Genomic DNA, 18,057 nt, shown 5'->3' on the forward strand with positions numbered 1-18,057 from the left:
TTGGTGAACGTCGGGGCGTCAGAACTTCATTTCGCGGCGGTACCACTCATGGAAGTGCTTCATGCCGTCCTCCATGGGGCTCTGGTAGGGACCGACCTCGTTGTCGCCGCGGTCCATCAGGGCCTTGCGGCCCCAGTCCATGCGCAGCGCGATCTCGTCGTCCTCGATGCAGGTCTCCATGTAGGCGGCCTGATTGGCTTCGACGAAGTCGCGCTCGAAGGCGGCAATTTCCTCGGGGTAGTAGAACTCGACGATGTTGGTCGTCTTCTGCGGACCCTTGGGGTGCAGCGTGGAGACCACCAGCACATGCGGGTACCACTCGACCATGATGTGCGGATACAGCGTCAGCCAGATTGCGCCCTGCTCGGGCGGCTGGCCGTCGCGGAAGCCGAGCACCTGTTCGTGCCACTTCTTGTAGACGGGCGAGCCCGGGGTCTTCAGGTCCCTGTGGATGCCGACGGTCTGCACCGAATGGTTGCTGCCGAACTCCCAGGCGAGGTCGTCGCAGGTCACGAACTGGCCCAGACCGGGATGGAAGGGCCCGACGTGGTAGTCCTCCAGATAGACCTCGATGAAGGTCTTCCAGTTGTAGTCGCACTCGTGCACCTGGACCTTGTCCAGCACGTAGCCGCTGAAGTCCAGGTCCCGGGCCTTGGCGATGCGGGACAGCTCGCCGGCGATGTCCCGGCCGTTGTCCTCGAACAGCAGGCCGTTCCATTCGCGCAGCTTGTAGCGGTTCAGGTGCTGGCAGGGGTCATGGTCGAAGTGCGGGGCGCCGACCAGGGTGCCCTTGAGGTCGTAGGTCCAGCGGTGCAGCGGACAGACGATGTTGCTCCTCGTGTTGCCACGGCCGCGCAGCATCACCGCCTGACGATGCCGGCAGACGTTGGAGATCAGCTCGATGCCTTCCGGCGTGCGCACGAGCGCGCGGCCCTCGCCCTCCTGGGGCAGTGCGTAGTAGTCGCCAACCTCGGGCACGCTCAGGGCGTGGCCAAGGTAGCGAGGGCCTTGCTGGAAGATGAGTTCGAGTTCCCTGCGGAACAAGCCCTCGTCGAAGTAGGAGGAAACGTGCAGCTGGGTGGTGCTGCTGTCAAGCGCTGAGAGAGTGAGGCTCAGGTCGGACATGATCCAAGAGGGTCTCCAAGAAACCAATGTCAACCCCCCGGGCCCGTCATCAGGGCATCTGCTTCAGGTGCGGGTCCGGGTTTGTGTCAAAAAGCCCGGCCAATCTCGCTGCGGCGCGCAGCGGTGTGATGTGCTGCGCCGTGATGCGATGGCCGGGCTCCCGAGGTCCGCCACCCCTGGGGGTAGCGGGCGAGGGCGGGATTGTACCCGGGGAGCGGGATGTCCGCTTGCTGAGCAGGATCAATGAGCAGGGCCTTTCGCCTAAGCGCTCTGGTTACATTGCTCCAGTCCACTCGGACCAGGGCTTGTTGGTACCCCACTACAATGCGCCTTTCGCATTTTTATGAGCAAAGCCACAGCGACTCCCCGTCCGGCATCCGGCGCCTCGCCAGATGGAACCGGCATCGCCCAGGACCTCAGCTACGAGCAGGCGCTCGACGAGCTGGAGCGACTCGTGGCTGCCATGGAGGCGGGGCAGCTGCCTTTGGACCAGTTACTTGACAGTTACCGTCGGGGCGCCGAGCTCCTGGCCCTGTGCCGGGACCGCCTGCAGGCCGTTGAACAGCAGGTCAAGGTCCTGGAAACGGGCGAAATGCGTCCGTGGGAGGACGAATAAGGAATGGATGCAGGCGTGTTTGATCAATGGGCCGCGCGCAGTCTGGCGCAGGTAGAACAGGCATTGGATGAATGGACGCCGGCTGATGCCCCGGCCGGCCTGGGCGAGGCCATGCGATATGCCGTGCTGGGCGCCGGCAAGCGGCTGCGGCCGCTGCTGGTGCTGGGGGCCGCCGAGGCGGCTTCGGCACAGGGCGAGGCCGCGCTGCGTGCAGCCTGCGCCGTCGAGCTGATCCACGCCTACTCGCTGGTCCATGACGACATGCCCTGCATGGACAACGACGTGCTGCGCCGTGGCAAGCCCACCGTGCACGTGCAGTTCGGCGAGGCGCAGGCCATGCTGGCCGGCGATGCGATGCAGGCCCTGGCCTTTGAGGTACTCACCCCTGACGGCGGCATGGATGCCCCGCTGCAGGCGCGCCTGTGCCGCCTCCTCGCGCGGGCCTCCGGCCACGCCGGCATGGCGGGCGGGCAGGCCATCGACCTCGCCAGCATCGGCAAGGCGCTGACCGAAGACACGCTGCGCGACATGCACCGCCGCAAGACGGGCGTGCTGCTGCAGGCCAGCGTTCTGATGGGTGCCGCCTGCGGCGATGTCTCTGGCGCCGCCTGGCAGGCTCTGAGCGACTACGGCGCGGCCTTGGGCCTCGCTTTCCAGGTGGTTGATGACATCCTCGACGTTACCCAGGACTCCACCGTGCTGGGCAAGACCGCCGGCAAGGACCAGGCCTGCGACAAGCCCACGTATGTGAGCCTCCTCGGCCTGGAGGGGGCCCGCACCTACGCCGCACAGCTGCGCACCCAGGCCCATGCGGCGCTGGCCGCCAGCGGCCTCGAGAACACGGCCTGGCTCAGCGTGCTGGCCGACAAGGTCGTGGACCGCGATAACTGACCCCCAAGAAAAGCAGGGTTCCCCATGAGCTTTCCCTTGCTGCAGACCATCGACAGCCCCGCCGACCTGCGCCGCCTGCCGCGCGCGCAGCTCAAGCCGCTGGCTGACGAACTGCGCGCCTATGTGCTGGAGAGCGTGTCCAAGACCGGCGGCCATCTGGGCTCCAATCTGGGCACGGTCGAGCTGACGGTCGCGCTGCATTACGTCTTCAACACGCCGGAGGACCGCCTGGTCTGGGACGTGGGCCACCAGACCTATCCGCACAAAGTGCTGACGGGCCGTCGCGACCGCATGCCGGGCCTGCGTCAGCTGGGTGGCATCAGCGGCTTCCCGCGCCGTGACGAGAGCGAGTACGACACCTTCGGCACCGGCCATTCCTCTACCTCGATCTCCGCGGCGCACGGCATGGCCATGGCCGCCAAGATCAAGGGCGAGAACCGCAAGGCCGTGGCCATCATCGGTGATGGCGCCATGACCGCGGGCATGGCCTTCGAGGCCCTCAACAACGCGGGCGTCGCCCATGGCGGCCTGATGGGCGACGTGCTGGTGATCCTGAACGACAACGACATGTCGATCAGCCCGCCCGTTGGCGCCCTGAACAAGTACCTGGCCCGCCTGATGAGCGGCAGCTTCTACGCCGCCGCCCGCGAGGGTGCCAAGAGCGTGCTCAAGAACACGCCTCTGTACGAATTCGCCCGCCGTTTCGAGGAGCACACCAAGGGCATGGTGGTGCCCGGCACCATCTTCGAGGAATTCGGCTTCAACTACGTCGGCCCCATTGACGGCCACGACCTCGACTCCCTGATCCCCACACTGGAGAACCTGCGCGACCGCGGCGGCCCGCAGTTCCTGCACGTGGTGACCAAGAAGGGTGCCGGCTACAAGCTGGCCGAGGCTGACCCGGTCAAGTACCACGCCGCCTCGGGCAAGTTCGACCCGGCTGTGGGCTTCGTCAAGTCCGCCACGCCGGCCAAGCCGACCTTCACGCAGATCTTCGGCGAGTGGCTGTGCGACATGGCCGAGCAGGACCCGCGTCTGGTGGGCATCACGCCGGCCATGCGTGAGGGCTCGGGCATGGTCGAGTTCCACAAGCGCTTCCCCACGCGCTACCACGACGTCGGCATCGCCGAGCAGCATTCGGTGACTTTCGCCGCCGGTCTGGCCTGCGAGGGCCTGAAGCCGGTGGTGGCGATCTACTCGACCTTCCTGCAGCGCGCCTACGACCAGCTGATTCATGACGTCGCCCTGCAGAACCTGGACGTGCTCTTCGCCCTGGACCGCGCAGGCCTGGTCGGCGCCGATGGTGCCACGCATGCCGGCAACTACGACATTGCCTTCACCCGCTGCATTCCCTTGATGAGCGTGCTGACGCCAGCCGACGAAAACGAATGCCGTCAGGCGCTCTATACCGGCTACCAGCACGAGGGCCCGGTGACAGTGCGCTACCCGCGCGGCTCTGGCGTGGGCACCGAGATCCAGAAGGACATGCAGGCCTGGCCCTGGGGCAAGGGGGAGATCCGCCGCGAATCCGGCAAGGCCCAGGGCCGTGCAGGTGCGCCGCGCATCGCCATCCTGGCCTTCGGCACCGTGCTGTACCCAGCCCTGCAGGCCGCCGAGCAGTTGGATGCCAGCGTGGCCAATATGCGCTTCGTGAAGCCCCTGGACGTCGAGCTGGTCCGGCAACTGGCAGAGAGCCACGACGCCCTGGTGACGATCGAGGAAGGCTGCGTCATGGGTGGCGCGGGCAGTGCCGTGATGGAAGCCCTGCAGTCCATGGGCCTGAACCTGCCGGTGCTGCAACTGGGCCTGCCGGACCAGTTCGTCGAGCATGGCGATCCGGCCAAGCTGATGGCCATGTGCGGGCTGGACGCGGCCGGCATCGTCCAGTCCATCCTGCAGCGTTTCGGCGCCCGGCCCGAGCTCCTGCGCCCGGCCGTGAACGAGTGAGCGGGCAGGCCGGCGTCGTGCGGCTCGCCCCTGCGCCAGGGGGCGCCGTCACCGCCGCCTGATGTCACGGCACAGGCGTTTTTAGAGACCTTGCCCGCACGGGTTTCCTCGGGCCGTGTCATGCTTGCGGCTTCCGGTGCTTCTCCTGGCCGGCCGTATTCCCAGCTTATGAACCAAGTCACCAGCAGTCTTCACATCCCCGACACCCAGAGCGAGCGCGACGAGCGCCATCTCGTGATCCAACGCGTCGGCGTCAAGGATGTGCGCTATCCGCTGCAGCTGCGCCTGGACCGTGATACCCAGCCCACCGTCGGCACCTGGGCCCTGGACGTGATGCTGCCCGCCGAGAAGAAGGGCACCCATATGTCCCGCTTTGTGGCCTGGCTGGATGCGCTGAAGCAGCCGCTGGATGCCGCCGTGCTGCGCGGCCTGCACGAGGACATGCTGGCCAGGCTGGAGGCAAGGGATGGTCGCATCGAGGTGCGGTTCACCTTCTTCCTGCGCAAGCGCGCGCCGGTTTCCGGCATCGAAAGCCTGCTGGACTATCAGGGCGCCTTCATCACCGAGACCCGCGATGGTTGCAGTCGCGTCTGGCTGGAGGTCGCCGCGCCGGTGAAGAGCCTGTGCCCCTGCTCCAAGGAAATCTCCGACTACGGCGCCCACAACCAGCGCTCGCTGGTGACCATCCGCGTCGAGTTGCTGGACGACAGCCTGGGCCTGGCCGAGCTGGTGCGTGCCGCCGAGCTGAGTGCCTCCAGCGAGATCTGGCCCTTGCTGAAGCGGGCCGACGAGAAGTGGATCACCGAGCACGCCTACGAGAACCCCAAGTTCGTCGAGGACCTGGTGCGCGACGTGGCCCTGCGCCTCAATGCCGAGCCGCGCATCGGCGCTTACCGGGCCGAGGTGGAGAACTTCGAGTCCATCCACAACCACAGCGCCTACGCCTGCATCGAGCGCTCCTGAGGCCTGTGCGACAGAAGCCTGCGCTACGGCATCCACTGTTCAGCCCCGCCCTGAGCATCCAGGCCCGCGAAAGCGGGCTTTTGTCATTCAGCCGGCTGGCGAAGATGGGCCGGTGCGGCGCAGGTCCTGCTCCAGCAGTTGCGACAGCGCCCGGGCCTCGGCACGCAGGCTGTCGAGCAGGGGGGCCAGCAGGGCGTGCCGGCTGCGCAACATGGCCTGCACGGTGTAGACCCGGTAAGGCACCGACACCCGCAGCCGGCGCAGCTGCAGCCCCTGCCCGCTGAAGCGCAGCGCCGTCAGCGGGTTCAGGATGGAGAGCCCCAGCCCCCGGCGCACACACTCGCAGATCGCTGCAGCGCTGTGCGTTTCCAGCTGCAGGCGGCGGGCGATGCCGGCGGCATCGAAGAGGGCGTCCAGCTGCTGGCGGTAGGGGTCCTGGCTGGCGAGGCTGATGAAGGGCTGGCCGCTCAGGTCCTCAAGGCCCAGGCTGGGCCGCTCCAGCAGCGGATGGCAGTCCGGCAGCACGCAGACCTCGTCCGCCTCGAAGAGAAGCTCGCTCTGCGTGCCCGGCGGTGATTGCGCCTGCTCGGTCAGGCCCAGGTCATAGCGCTGCTCGCTGAGCCACTCCTCCAGCAGCGGCGACTCCTGCGGCGTGATGCTCAGCCGTCCCTCGGGGGCCAGGTCTTGCCAGCGCTTGCAGGCGCCCGGCAGCAGGGCCTGGGTCAGGGCCGGCAGGCTCAGCAGCTCCAACACGGTCTCGTGGCCCTGTGCCAGCGCACGGGCGCGCAGCACGATGCGGTCCAGCCCGGCATAGCTGCGCTGCACCTCCTCGAACAGGCTCAGGGCGGCCTGCGTGGGCTTGAGGCGGCCTTTGACACGATCGAAGAGGGCATAGCCCAGCAGGAATTCCAGACGAGCCAACTCGCGGCTGAGCGTGGGCTGCGAGGTATGCAGGCTGCGCGCGGCCTCGCTGACGCCACCACTGAGCATCAGTGCGCGGAAGATTTCGATGTGCCGGTGGCTGATCAGCGCTGGGTTCATGCCCTAAGTATATCAATGGTGAATGGATGATGAATGGAATGCTATTTGCGGATATGGACAAGGAAGCGCATGCTGCGCCTCATTGCATAGCCTGGCGATGCCGACCATGACCCTGCCCCTGAACCCCACCTGCATCCAGCAACTGGCCCAGCAGTTCGGCACGCCGCTGTGGACCTACGACGCCCCGACCATCCGCGCGCGCATCGCGGCGCTGAAGTCCTTCGACACCATCCGCTTCGCGCAGAAGGCCTGCTCCAACACCCATCTGCTGCGCCTCATGCGCGAGCAGGGCGTGAAGGTGGATGCGGTCTCGCGCGGCGAGATCCTGCGCGCCCTGGCCGCTGGCTACCAGCCGGGGACGCCGGCCCAGGAGATCGTCTTCACCGCCGATCTGCTGGACCGCGCCACGCTGGACGCCGTGGTGCAGCACCGCATCCCCGTGAACGCCGGCTCCATCGACATGCTGCGTCAGCTGGGCCCGCGCTCGCCGGGTCATCCGGTGTGGCTGCGCATCAACCCCGGCTTTGGCCATGGTCACAGCAACAAGACCAACACCGGCGGCGAGCACAGCAAGCATGGCATCTGGCACGCCGAGCTGGGTGCCGCCCTGGCCGAGGTGAAGGCCCAGGGGCTGCAGCTGGTCGGCCTGCACATGCACATCGGTTCCGGCGTGGACTACAGCCACCTGGCCCAGGTCTGCGATGCCATGGTGGCCTTGGTGAAGCAGGTGAAGGCCGCGGGCCTGGACCTGCAGGCGATCTCCAGCGGCGGCGGGCTTTCCATCCCCTATCGCGAGGGCGACCCTGTGGTCGACACCGCCCACTACTTCGGCCTCTGGGACAGCGCCCGCAAGACGGCCCAGGCGCTGCTGGGCCACGCCCTGCACCTGGAGATCGAGCCTGGCCGTTACCTGGTGGCCGAGTCCGGCAGCCTCATCACCGAGGTGCGTGCCGTGAAGGACGCCGGACGCAATCACTTCATGATGGTCGATGCCGGCTTCAACGAGCTGATGCGCCCTGCCATGTACGGCGCCTTCCACGCCATGAGCTTGGTGCCGCAGGACGCTGCTCCACGGCCGCTGCGGCCCACGGTGGTGGCTGGTCCCCTGTGCGAATCGGGCGATGTCTTCACCCAGGGCGATGGCGGCGTGGTCCAGCCCCAGGATCTGCCGCAGGCGCAGGTCGGCGACCTGCTGGTGATCCATGACACCGGGGCCTACGGCGCCTCCATGTCCAGCAACTACAACTCGCGACCCCTCATTGCCGAGGTGCTGCTGGACGGGGGTGAGGTCCGCCTCATCCGCCGACGCCAGACGGTGGAGGAGCTGCTGGCCCTGGAGCAAGGGCTTTGAAGTCTGCGTGACAGGAAAATCCTATCAAGTACTCCGTTTGATAGGGCTGCTTAATAGCCAGGGCCAATAGGGGCGATTTGATAAATCAAAGCTAAGGGACTCGGGATGACCATAAGATTCAGTCCATCCCAACAACCCCACAGCGGAGATTACCGATGTCCCTGATCAACACCCAAGTCCAGCCCTTCAAGACTGAAGCCTTCCACAACGGCAAGTTCATTGAAGTGACGGAAGCCAGCCTGAAGGGCAAGTGGTCCGTGCTGGTCTTCATGCCTGCCGCCTTTACCTTCAACTGCCCGACCGAAGTGGAAGACGCCGCGGACCAGTACGCCGAGTTCCAGAAGGCCGGCGCCGAGATCTACATCGTCACCACCGACACCCACTTCTCGCACAAGGTGTGGCACGAGACCTCGCCCGCCGTGGGCAAGGCCAAGTTCCCCCTGGTCGGCGACCCCACCCACAAGCTGACCCACGCCTTCGGCGTGCACATCGAGGAAGAAGGCCTGGCCCTGCGCGGCACCTTCGTGATCAACCCTGAGGGCGTGATCAAGACCGCCGAAGTGCATGACAACGCCATCGCCCGCGACATGAAGGAAACCCTGCGCAAGCTGCGTGCCGCTCAGTACGTCGCCAGCCATCCCGGCCAGGTCTGCCCCGCCAAGTGGAACGAAGGCGCCAAGACCCTGACCCCCTCGCTGGACCTGGTCGGCAAGATCTGACCCCAGTGACGCCCCATCGTTTGTCGTGAGACAGACCCGAGCCGCCGGCCCCGCAGGGCTGGCGGCCCTCCCAGCGCGCATCGAGCGACGCTGAAAGCGCCCCGGCGGCCCCGGCGGGTGTTTTCAGGGTGGCTTGGATGGCCACATCTGTACGAAACACACGCAAGGAAAGAGAGCCCGCCATGTTGGACGCCGCACTGAAGGAACAGCTCAAGGCCTACCTGGAGCGCGTTCGCGAGCCCTTCGAGATCGTCGCCTCGCTGGACGACTCGGCCACCGCGGCCGAGATGAAGGAACTGCTGCAAGAGATCGACGGCATGTGCGACAAGATCCAGCTGCGCCTGGACGGCAGCGATGCCCGCAAGCCCTCGTTCAGCCTGCAGCGCCTGGGCACCTCGCAGAGCCTCCGCTTCGCCGGCCTGCCCCTGGGCCATGAGTTCACCTCGCTGGTGCTGGCCCTGCTGTGGACCGGCGGCCACCCGCCCAAGGTCGAGCAGGACGTGATCGACCAGATCAAGGCCCTGGACGGCGACTTCCGCTTCGAGGTCTACATGAGCCTCAGCTGCCACAACTGCCCGGACGTGGTGCAGGCGCTGTCGCTGATGGCCGTGCTCAATCCCAAGGTGAAGACCGTGGTGATCGAGGGCGGCGCCTTCCAGGAGGAGGTGACGACCCGCGAGATCATGGCCGTGCCCTCGGTCTACCTCAACGGCCAGCACTTCGGCTCCGGCCGCATGACGGTGGAAGAGATCGTCGCCAAGCTGGACACCGGCGCCGCTGCCCGCGACGCTGCCAAGCTCAGCGCCAAGGCACCGTACGAGGTGCTGATCGTCGGCGGCGGTCCTGCTGGTGCGGCCGCGGCCGTGTATGCCGCCCGCAAGGGCATCCGCGTGGGGGTCGCGGCCGAGCGCTTTGGCGGCCAGGTCAACGACACCCTGGCCATCGAGAACTACATCTCCGTGCTGGAGACCGACGGCCCCAAGTTCGCCATGGCCCTGGAAGCCCATGTGAAGGCCTATGACGTCGACATCATGAACCTGCAGCGCGCCGAGAAGCTGACGCCCGCCGCGCAGCCCGGCGGCCTCATCGAGGTGCAACTGGACAATGGCGCCGTGCTCAAGAGCCGCAGCGTCATCCTCTCCACTGGCGCGCGCTGGCGCAACATCAACGTGCCCGGCGAGGCCGAGTACAAGAACAAGGGCGTGGCCTACTGCCCGCACTGCGACGGCCCGCTGTTCAAGGGCAAGCGCGTGGCGGTGATTGGCGGTGGCAACTCCGGCGTGGAGGCGGCCATCGACCTGGCCGGCATCGTGGCCCATGTGACCCTGCTGGAATTCGCCGACCAGCTGCGTGCCGACGCCGTGCTGGTGGACAAGCTCAAGAGCCTGCCCAACGTCAGCATCCACACCCAGGCCCAGACCACCGAGCTGACCGGCGACGGCAACCGCCTCAACGGCATCAGCTTCACCGACCGTGCCACGGGAGAGGCCCGCCACATCGAGCTGGAAGGCGTGTTCGTGCAGATCGGCCTGGTGCCCAACACCGAGTGGCTCAAGGGCACGGTGGAGCTGTCCAAGTTCGGCGAGATCATCGTGGACAGCCACGGCCGCACCTCGCTGCCTGGCGTGTTCGCCGCAGGCGATGCGACGACGGTGCCCTTCAAGCAGATCGTCATCGCCGCTGGCGATGGTGCCAAGGCGGCCCTGGGTGCCTTCGACTACCTGATCCGCACGCCGGCCACGGCCTGAACAAGGCACAGGGTCAGGCCTTGCTGGCGGGCGAGACCCTGGGCAGCTACATCAGCCAGCGCCGGGTCAGGCTCGGCGCGCACCGGCTGCTGACCCAGCCGGACCTGCCTGTTCTGCAGGTGGCCCTGGCCGTGGGATTTGGCTCCGGCGAGGCCTTTGCCCGGGCCTTCAGGCATCGCTTTGGGCAGAGCCCTACGGCTTGGCGCCAGGCCTGGCGGGCACATCGCAATCTGGATCAGGCGCTCAGCAATCTGGATCAGATGGCCCTGCCGCCGCCTGAACAGAATGCGCCCATGAGCCACGCCCCCACTCTTGACCTCGCCCAGGTGCGCCTGGTCGAGCGCCTCCCTGCCCGCATCGCCTACCTGCGCCACGAAGGGCCTCTGGGCCTGCCTGTCCAGCGCTTCTGGCAGACGCAGGTGCAGCCCTGGCTGCGCCGGCTCGCTTGGCCGACGCAGGTGCAGTACGGCATCAGCCATGACGACCCGATGGTGAGCGACCCCGAGCGCTGCCGCTACGACGCCGCCACCGAGGTGCCGGCGGGCAGCCCGGTGCCCCAGGGCACACTCACGGCGCTGCTGCCCGGAGGGCGCTACGCCGCGCTCCCATTCTTCGGCCGTGCTGACCACATCGGCCATGCCTGGGCGGCCCTGCTGCGCGACTGGTTGCCGGGCAGCGGCTGGCAGCTGGACTACCGGCCCTGCTTCGAGTGCTATTCGGTGGACGGCCGCGCTGACCCCGAGACGGGCGTCTTCGCCTGCGACATCTGCATCCCGGTGGCCCTCGCATGAGCCTGCTCATCACGGGGCTGGGGTGGGGCGCCCTGGTCCTGGCTCTTGCCGCCGGCCTGCCGGCGCGAGCCGCTGGCGAGGCCCTGCATCCGGTCGGCCTCATCCAGCGCGACTGGGTGGACACGCAGCGCATGGCCTACGGCAGCCGCATCCCTCGGCCACTGCCGCTGACGCTGTGGTACCCGGCGCGGGCCGGGAGCCAGGAGGCAGCGCTGCCCCTGGGACCCTTCGAGCCCCTGCTGCTGGCACCCGGCGCGGCGCCGGCCCCGGGCCGGTGGCCGCTCTTGCTGCTCTCGCATGGCACGGGCGGCAGTGCGATGTCCCTGGGCTGGCTGGCGCGCGGGCTGGCGGCGCAGGGCTATGTCGTCGCCGGTGTCGACCATCACGGCAACACCGCCGCCCGGCCGCCCTATCTGGCCGAGGGCTTCCTGATGCCCTGGGAGCGGGTGCGCGACCTGCGTGCCGTGCTGGATCAGCTGCTGGCGGACCCGCAATGGGCCCTGCACATTGACCGCCAGCGCATTGGCGCCCTGGGCTTCTCCATCGGGGGCTATACGGTCCTGGCCAGCCTGGGCGTGCGGCTCTCGCCTGAGCGCCTGGCCGAGCAATGGCAGGCCTGCCTCGCCGGCAGACCCTGCCCGCTGCCGCCTGAGTTGGACGAGCTGCGCGAGGGCCGCAGCGCCGCCGACTGGCTGGCCGGTCAGTCGGCCCTCCTGCGCCAGCTGACCCGAGGCCAGGAGTCCGGGGCGGACCTGCGCGACGATCGCATCAAGGCCGGCCTGGTGATGGCGCCGGTCCTGGGGCGGCTCATGGACCCGGCCAGCCTGGACCGGCTGGATCGGCCCCTGCATCTCATCGTCTCGGGCCAGGACGAACAGGCACCGCCGCAAGCCACGGCCGCGATCGTGGTCCGGCAGGCCCGCGCCGCCAGTTGGCATGAGGTGGCGGGCTATGGTCACTATGCCTTCCTGGCGGTTTGCACCGCGCGGGCCCAGGCCGTCATCCCGGCCTTGTGCGCCGATCCGCCCGGGCAGCCGCGCCAGGCCCTGCATCGGCAGGTGCTGGAGGACGCGCGAGCCTTCTTTCAGCGCGCGCTGCCCTGAGCCGGGCGCGGGGCCGAGGGCAGGCGGCTGCGCCACCAGCCCTCGGCGCTGTAGACGGCCAGCGCCGCCCAGATCAGGCCAAAACCCAGCACGCGGGCGGCGGAGAAGGGCTCGTGGTACAGCCACACGCCCAGGATGAACTGGATGCTGGGCGAGATGTACTGCAGCAGGCCCAGCGTGGCCAAGGGGATGCGCCGCGCACCGGCCGCGAAGAGCAACAGGGGCGCAGCCGTCAGCGGTCCGGCCAGCACGAGCAGGCCGATCAGGCCGGCATCCCCGCTGTTGAGCGCGCTGTGGCCTTGCTGGCCCCACCAGGCGAGCGCGACGATGGCCACGGGCGCCACGACCAGGCATTCCAGCACCAGGCCTTCCAGTGCGCCCAGCACGGCAATCTTGCGCAGCAGGCCGTAGACGCCGAAGCTGCCCGCCAGGATCAGGGCCACCCAGGGCAGCCGCCCGGTCTGCACCGTCAGCCACAGCACGCCCGCCGCGGCCAGGCCCACGGCCACCCATTGCGCAGGCCGGGGCCGCTCGTGCAGGAAGAAGAAGCCCAGGGCCACATTGACCAGCGGGTTGATGAAGTAGCCCAGGCTCGCATCCAGCACGTGGTCGTGCTGCACGGCCCAGACGTAGGTCAGCCAGTTGGCCGACAGCAGCAGAGCCGAGGCGGTGAAGGCTCCCAGCACCTTGGGGCTGCGCAGCACCGGGCCCAGCCAGGCCCAGCGCTTCATGAGGCTCAGCACGCCCACCATCAGCAGCAGGCACCAGACGATGCGGTGGGCCACCACCTCCACGGAGGGCACGCTGCCCAGGTGCTTGAAGTAGAGCGGGAACAGACCCCACATGGCGTAGGCGAGGGCGGCGCTGATCACACCGTGGCGCAGGGAGGCGGTCATGAATGGGGCTTGCTGTACTGCTGGGCTCCGGCATTGTGGCGGGCCGGATCAGGCCTGTCTTGCCGCGGGGCATTGTGCTGGGCGGCGGGATGCACAAAGTCATGGCGGGAAAGTCCGCTTCGAGCGCCTCGGTCTTCGCGGCCTAATGCGGGGCATGCCTCGTATCGTCTTCACATCCCAGCTGCAGCGCTTCATCGAGGCGCCCGAGCTCGAGACCACGGCGCTGGTCCTGCGTGAAGCGCTGGAGCAGGCCTTTGCCGGCCATGCACTGCTGCGCGGCTATGTGCTGGATGATCAGGGGCAGTTGCGGCCCAATGTGGTGATCTATGTGGATGGCCGTGTGGTGCATGAGCGCCGGCTGCTGGACCAGGTCCTGCAGCCGACCTCGCTCATACACGTGCTGCAAGCCCTGTCCGGTGGCTGAGCCCGGCCGCCCTCTTCAGCAAGGAGCCAAGCATGAGTCTGCAAGCCTGGATTGCCACCCGCAAGGGACTTTTCAACCTGCGTCATGAGGGGGCACGCGGCTGGCGCGTGGCGGGCGTCAGCTTCCTGGGGGATCCAGTCACCATGGTGCTTCCGCGTGGCGCCGGTGCTTCGGCCGAGCGCCTGCTGGCCAGCCTGAACCTGGGCCATTTCGGTGCCAAGGTGCAGGCCTCCGATGACGCAGGCAAGACCTGGCACGAACTGGCAGCACCGGCCTATCCGCTGCAGCCGGAGGGGGCGCCCGGCCCGGCCTGGAAGCTGGTCCAGATCTGGTCGATGGAGCGCGATGCCGGGCGCCTGTGGTGCGGCACCAATCCCGGCGGCCTGTTCTGCAGCGAAGACGGTGGGGCCACTTGGGCTCTGCAGCGCGGCCTGTGGGACCGCCCGGAGCGGCTCGAGTGGTTCGGCGGAGGCTATGACAGCCCGGGCATTCACTCCATCTGCCCGCACCCCCAACGGCCGGACGAACTGCTGCTTGGCATCAGCTGCGGTGGTGTCTGGCGCACGACAGACGCGGCGCTGAACTGGGAACTGCTCGGTGAGGGCCTGGCGGCGGAGTACATGCCGCCGCAGCTGCAGGGCGCGCTGAACACGCAGGACCCTCACCGCATCGTGCGTTGCGCGGCCCGGCCTGAGGTGCTGTGGTGCCAGCACCATTGCGGCATCTGGCGCAGCACGGACAACGGCCGGCGCTGGCAGCGCCTGCAGGGCCCGGTGTCCAGCTTCGGCTTTGCGGTGGCTGCCCATCCGGCGGACGCCGGCACGGCCTGGTTCGTGCCCGCCATCAAGGACGAATGCCGAGTACCCATGGACGGCGCACTGTGTGTGCAGCGTACCCGCGACGGCGGCCAGAGCTTTGATGTGCTGCGGTCCGGCCTGCCGCAGCAGGGCTGCTATGACATCGTCTATCGCCACGGCCTGGCCGTCGACGCCAGCGGGCAGCATCTGCTGATGGGTAGCACCACCGGCGGCCTGTGGGCCAGCGATGATGGTGGTGATCACTGGCAAGACCTGACCCTGCGGCTTCCGCCCATCTATGCCGTTCGCTTCGAAGGGGGCTGAGCCTCGTTCGCTCCTCTCGTCCAGTTCCTCGCCTGTCCCCCTCTTTTTCTCCCTCCTCCGATGCCGTTCTTGAAACCAGCCGCCCTCATCCCCTGCGCCCTGTCGCTGCTGGGCCTCTCCCTGCAGGTCCAGGCGCAAGCCACCGCCCCTGCCGGTGCCGCCGCACCGGCGCCCTACGACCTCAAGGCCCACTACACCAAGTACGAGTTCCGCGTGCCGGTGCGTGACGGCAAGAAGCTGTTCACCGTGGTCTACGTGCCGAAGGACGTGGAGGCCGCGGGCAAGCGCTATCCCTTCCTGATGACCCGCACGCCCTACAGCTGCGGGCCCTATGGCGTGGACCGCTACAGCAGCCGCCATGCACCTTCGGAGGACTTCCTCAAGGCCGGCTACATACTTGTCTGCCAGGACGTGCGAGGGCGCTACATGTCCGAAGGCATCTACCAGGAGATGGCACCCATCAAGGCCGGCAAGGGTTCCAGGGACGCCGATGCCAGCACCGATACACACGACACCGTGCAATGGCTTCTGGACCATGTGAAGGGTCACAACGGCAGACTGGGCATCTGGGGCATTTCCTACCCTGGCTTCTATGCTTCCGCGGGCATCATCGACTCGCACCCGGCCATCAAGGCCGCCTCGCCACAGGCCCCCATCGCGGACTATTTCCAGCGGGACGACGGCTACCACGGTGGCGCCCTGATGCTGGCCCACAACTACGGCTTCCTGACCGGCTTCAAGCCGCAGGACAACCCCACGGTGGAGCCCAAGCGCTGGTCCAGCTTCGACTACAACAGCAAGGACGCCTACGACTACTTCCTTCGACTGGGCAATCTGGACAACATCGCCAAGTCCATTGGCAAGGAGCGCAATCCCTATTTCGACGAGCTGATCGAGAACGATCGCTACAACGACTACTGGAAGGCGCGCTCCGTTGGGCCGCAGCTGAAGAACATCAAGGCAGCTGTGCTGACGGTGGGCGGCTGGTTCGACGCCGAGGATCTGGCCGGCGCATTGGCCACCTACCAGTTCATCGAGAAGCAGAACCCCGGCATCAGCAATGCGCTGGTGATGGGCCCCTGGATCCACGGCGGCTGGGTGCGCACGCTGGGCAAGGGTCTGGGGGCGGTCGACTTCGCAAGCAAGACCAGCGACCATTTCCAGAAGCAGATCCTGCTGCCCTTCTTCGAGCAGCACCTGCGCGGCGGCAGCGACGCCAAGCTCCCCGAGGCCAGCATCTTCGAGACGGGCACCAATGTCTGGCGTCAGTACAGCGCCTGGCCACCGGTCGAGGCAAAGCTGCGCAGCCTCTACTTTCAGGCGGGCGGCAAGCTCGCCTGGACGCCGCCGGCTGCAGGCAAGGCCGAGTTCGACAGCTATGTGAGTGATCCCAACAAGCCCGTGCCCTTCATCGGCTACACGGCCCTGGGCATGCCGCCGGAGTACATGGTGGCGGACCAGCGCTTTGCATCCACCCGGCCCGATGTGCTGGTCTACCAGACAGAGGTGCTGGAAGAGGACGTGACGGTGGCCGGCCCTGTGAGCCCACGGCTCTTCGTGTCCACCACGGGTACGGATGCCGACTGGGTGGTCAAGCTGATCGACGTCTATCCGCCGGACCTGGGCGATGAGCTGCCGCGCAACCGCGAGCAGATTGCCGACGTGCCGCCGCCCCCGGGCTTCCAGCTGGGCGGCTACCAGCAGCTGGTGCGGGGCGATCCGCTGCGCGGCCGCTTCCGCAAGAGCTTCGAGAAGCCCGAGGCCATGGTGCCGGGGCAGGTGGAGGAAATCCGCTTCGACATCCCGGACGTGGCCCACACCTTCCGCCGCGGGCACCGCATCATGGTGCAGATACAGAGCTCCTGGTTTCCTCTGATCGACCGCAATCCCCAGACCTTTGTGCAGATCCGCAGCGCCAAGCCCGAGGACTTCAAGGCGGCGACGCAGAAGGTTTTCCACTGGAAGGAGCAGCCTTCGGCGCTGCAGCTGAGGGTGATTGACGGCGGGCGGTGACGGGGCGTCCCATCGATCGAAAGGGCGTCGCCAGGCGCCCTTTCTTCATTGCGAAGATGGGAGCGGCGCCCGCCTCCTGGCTCTTCTTGCACCGAGCCTGTCAGCGAGGGCTGATCGATCAGCAGCGAGGGTTCAGTGCGTCCCGCACCCGCTCGACAGGGGCCAGCCAGCACCAATCGCCCCGCTGCAGCATGTCGGCCCACTCAGGGCCCGGTGGCGCCTGGAGCATCAGGCGTTCTCCTGTCTGCGGATGGCGAAGTTCCAGCGTCCACGCATGAAGCCACAGGCGCTGCAGGCCCAGGAACCCGGCCACCGCGCGGTTGTGCGCGCCCTTGCCATGCGTGGCATCACCGACCAGGGGATGGGCGATGTGCTTGAAGTGGCGGCGGATCTGGTGGCGGCGGCCGCTGTGGGGCGCGGCCTCGATCAGGGCATAGCGGCTCTCAGGGAATCGGCCGTCCACGCTGAAGGGCCAGGCAACGCGGGCCAGGCAACGGTAGTCGGTGCTGGCCTCGAGCAAGACCTGACCCTGCGAAGGCCGCTCCGGATCGCGCGCCAGTGGGTGGTCGATCGTGCCGGCGTCCTCGGGCCAGCCACGCACCAGGGCCAGGTAGCGCTTGCGTGGCTCGCCCTGCTCGAAGGCCTGGCCCAGCTGCGAGGCGGTGTCGGCGTCCAGGGCGAACACGAGCAGGCCTGAGGTGCCCTTGTCCAGGCGGTGGGCGGGCCAGACGGGGCGGCCCAACTGGTCGCGCAGCATCTGCAGGGCGAAGCGCTCCTCGTGGGCGTCCAGCGCCGTGCGGTGCACCAGCAGGCCGGCGGGCTTGTCGATGACAGCCAGGTGCTCGTCGAGGTGCAGCACCTTGAGCGCTGTGTCGGGCGCCTCGCTCAACGCAGGTTTCCGTCGAGGTAGTGCCATTGCCCGTCCAGGCGGACGAAGCGGCTTGTCTCGTGCAGGCGGAAGGCGCGGCCGCCCAGCTTGGAGCGGGCGACGAACTCGACTTCGGCGTGCTCCGCGTCCTGCTGGGCGCGGGCCTTGATCTGCAGGCCCAGCCACTTGAGGCCGGGTTCGTTGGGCGCCAGCACGGCGGGTCGGGTGTCGGGGTGCCAGGTGGCGCGCAGGTAGTCCAGCAGGTCCAGGGTGTAGGCGCTGTACCGGGAGCGCATCAGAGCCTCGGCGTCTGGCGCATCCCAGCAGCCGCTGGCAGCAAAGCGCTGATGCAGTGCACCGCAGCAGGCGGCGTAGGGCAGGGGCCTGGACCGGGCGTCGCAGCGGCCGCAGGGGCAGGGGGCGGAATCAAGCATGGCGGC

At 67.7% G+C, this 18,057-nt stretch carries 17 protein-coding genes; 12 read left to right on the top strand and 5 right to left on the bottom strand.

Annotated features, from left to right (window positions below; all coding sequences use genetic code 11):
- Positions 1-18: 18 nt before the first annotated feature.
- A complete protein-coding gene (locus ACS5PK_RS17250; protein ID WP_439441489.1) occupies positions 19-1,125 on the bottom strand; it encodes an aromatic ring-hydroxylating oxygenase subunit alpha in 1,107 nt (368 codons plus the stop codon).
- Between the two features lie 343 nt (positions 1,126-1,468).
- Here ACS5PK_RS17250 and xseB point away from each other — a divergent pair, with 343 nt between their 5' ends.
- From xseB to folE2, 4 genes are all read left to right on the top strand, one after another.
- Positions 1,469-1,741, top strand: coding sequence for an exodeoxyribonuclease VII small subunit (xseB, locus tag ACS5PK_RS17255; protein WP_439441490.1), 273 nt, complete (start codon positions 1,469-1,471; stop codon positions 1,739-1,741).
- Positions 1,742-1,744: 3 nt separating this feature from the next.
- On the top strand, positions 1,745-2,632 hold the full coding sequence (locus ACS5PK_RS17260) for a polyprenyl synthetase family protein (RefSeq protein WP_439441491.1): 888 nt from the start codon (positions 1,745-1,747) through the stop codon (positions 2,630-2,632).
- 24 nt (positions 2,633-2,656) lie between these two features.
- Positions 2,657-4,579 (top strand): 1-deoxy-D-xylulose-5-phosphate synthase, encoded by a 1,923-nt coding sequence (dxs, locus tag ACS5PK_RS17265; protein WP_439441492.1) that lies wholly within the window; start codon positions 2,657-2,659, stop codon positions 4,577-4,579.
- 168 nt (positions 4,580-4,747) lie between these two features.
- The gene (gene folE2, locus ACS5PK_RS17270) at positions 4,748-5,542 is read left to right on the top strand and encodes a GTP cyclohydrolase FolE2 (protein WP_439441493.1); all 795 of its coding nucleotides are present in this window, start codon (positions 4,748-4,750) and stop codon (positions 5,540-5,542) included.
- Between the two features lie 87 nt (positions 5,543-5,629).
- Here folE2 and ACS5PK_RS17275 read toward each other — a convergent pair whose 3' ends face one another.
- Positions 5,630-6,583 carry a LysR family transcriptional regulator gene (locus ACS5PK_RS17275; RefSeq protein ID WP_439441494.1) on the bottom strand — a complete coding sequence of 318 codons (954 nt, stop codon included), beginning with the start codon at positions 6,581-6,583 and terminating at the stop codon, positions 5,630-5,632.
- 106 nt (positions 6,584-6,689) lie between these two features.
- On the opposite strand from ACS5PK_RS17275, the gene lysA reads away from it, so the two are divergent.
- The 5 genes from lysA (at position 6,690) to ACS5PK_RS17300 (ending at position 12,295) form a co-directional block, all read left to right on the top strand.
- Complete coding sequence (gene lysA / locus ACS5PK_RS17280) at positions 6,690-7,934, top strand: diaminopimelate decarboxylase (RefSeq protein WP_439441495.1); 1,245 nt, start codon at positions 6,690-6,692, stop codon at positions 7,932-7,934.
- Between the two features lie 155 nt (positions 7,935-8,089).
- The gene (gene ahpC / locus ACS5PK_RS17285) at positions 8,090-8,653 is read left to right on the top strand and encodes an alkyl hydroperoxide reductase subunit C (RefSeq protein WP_439441496.1); all 564 of its coding nucleotides are present in this window, start codon (positions 8,090-8,092) and stop codon (positions 8,651-8,653) included.
- Positions 8,654-8,835: 182 nt separating this feature from the next.
- Positions 8,836-10,401, top strand: coding sequence for an alkyl hydroperoxide reductase subunit F (ahpF, locus tag ACS5PK_RS17290; protein WP_439441497.1), 1,566 nt, complete (start codon positions 8,836-8,838; stop codon positions 10,399-10,401).
- A 20-nt stretch (positions 10,402-10,421) separates the two neighbouring features.
- Positions 10,422-11,192, top strand: a complete 771-nt coding sequence (locus ACS5PK_RS17295) for an AraC family transcriptional regulator (RefSeq protein WP_439441498.1) — start codon at positions 10,422-10,424, stop codon at positions 11,190-11,192.
- Positions 11,189-12,295: an alpha/beta hydrolase family protein gene (locus ACS5PK_RS17300; protein ID WP_439441499.1), complete on the top strand. Its 1,107-nt coding sequence runs from the start codon at positions 11,189-11,191 to the stop codon at positions 12,293-12,295. The genes ACS5PK_RS17295 and ACS5PK_RS17300 overlap by 4 nt, the downstream gene beginning before the upstream one ends.
- On the opposite strand, the gene rarD is transcribed toward ACS5PK_RS17300, so the two are convergent.
- Positions 12,277-13,191 (bottom strand): EamA family transporter RarD, encoded by a 915-nt coding sequence (gene rarD, locus ACS5PK_RS17305; protein ID WP_439441500.1) that lies wholly within the window; start codon positions 13,189-13,191, stop codon positions 12,277-12,279. The two genes, ACS5PK_RS17300 and rarD, sit on opposite strands and share 19 nt — an antisense overlap.
- A 154-nt stretch (positions 13,192-13,345) precedes the next feature.
- On the opposite strand from rarD, the gene ACS5PK_RS17310 reads away from it, so the two are divergent.
- The 3 genes from ACS5PK_RS17310 (at position 13,346) to ACS5PK_RS17320 (ending at position 16,749) form a co-directional block, all read left to right on the top strand.
- Positions 13,346-13,615, top strand: a complete 270-nt coding sequence (locus ACS5PK_RS17310) for a MoaD/ThiS family protein (protein ID WP_439441501.1) — start codon at positions 13,346-13,348, stop codon at positions 13,613-13,615.
- 32 nt (positions 13,616-13,647) lie between these two features.
- On the top strand, positions 13,648-14,736 hold the full coding sequence (locus ACS5PK_RS17315; protein ID WP_439441502.1) for a WD40/YVTN/BNR-like repeat-containing protein: 1,089 nt from the start codon (positions 13,648-13,650) through the stop codon (positions 14,734-14,736).
- A gap of 69 nt (positions 14,737-14,805) precedes the next feature.
- Positions 14,806-16,749, top strand: a complete 1,944-nt coding sequence (locus tag ACS5PK_RS17320; protein ID WP_439441503.1) for a CocE/NonD family hydrolase — start codon at positions 14,806-14,808, stop codon at positions 16,747-16,749.
- Between the two features lie 118 nt (positions 16,750-16,867).
- Here ACS5PK_RS17320 and ACS5PK_RS17325 read toward each other — a convergent pair whose 3' ends face one another.
- Positions 16,868-17,638: a pseudouridine synthase gene (locus ACS5PK_RS17325; RefSeq protein ID WP_439441504.1), complete on the bottom strand. Its 771-nt coding sequence runs from the start codon at positions 17,636-17,638 to the stop codon at positions 16,868-16,870.
- Positions 17,635-18,051: a YchJ family protein gene (locus ACS5PK_RS17330; protein ID WP_439441505.1), complete on the bottom strand. Its 417-nt coding sequence runs from the start codon at positions 18,049-18,051 to the stop codon at positions 17,635-17,637. Before ACS5PK_RS17330 ends, ACS5PK_RS17325 begins: the two co-directional genes overlap by 4 nt.
- Positions 18,052-18,057: the final 6 nt, after the last annotated feature.

It is taken from the genome of Roseateles sp. DB2, from assembly GCF_051857535.1.
In the GTDB taxonomy this organism is placed as follows: Bacteria; Pseudomonadota; Gammaproteobacteria; order Burkholderiales; family Burkholderiaceae_C; genus Roseateles_B.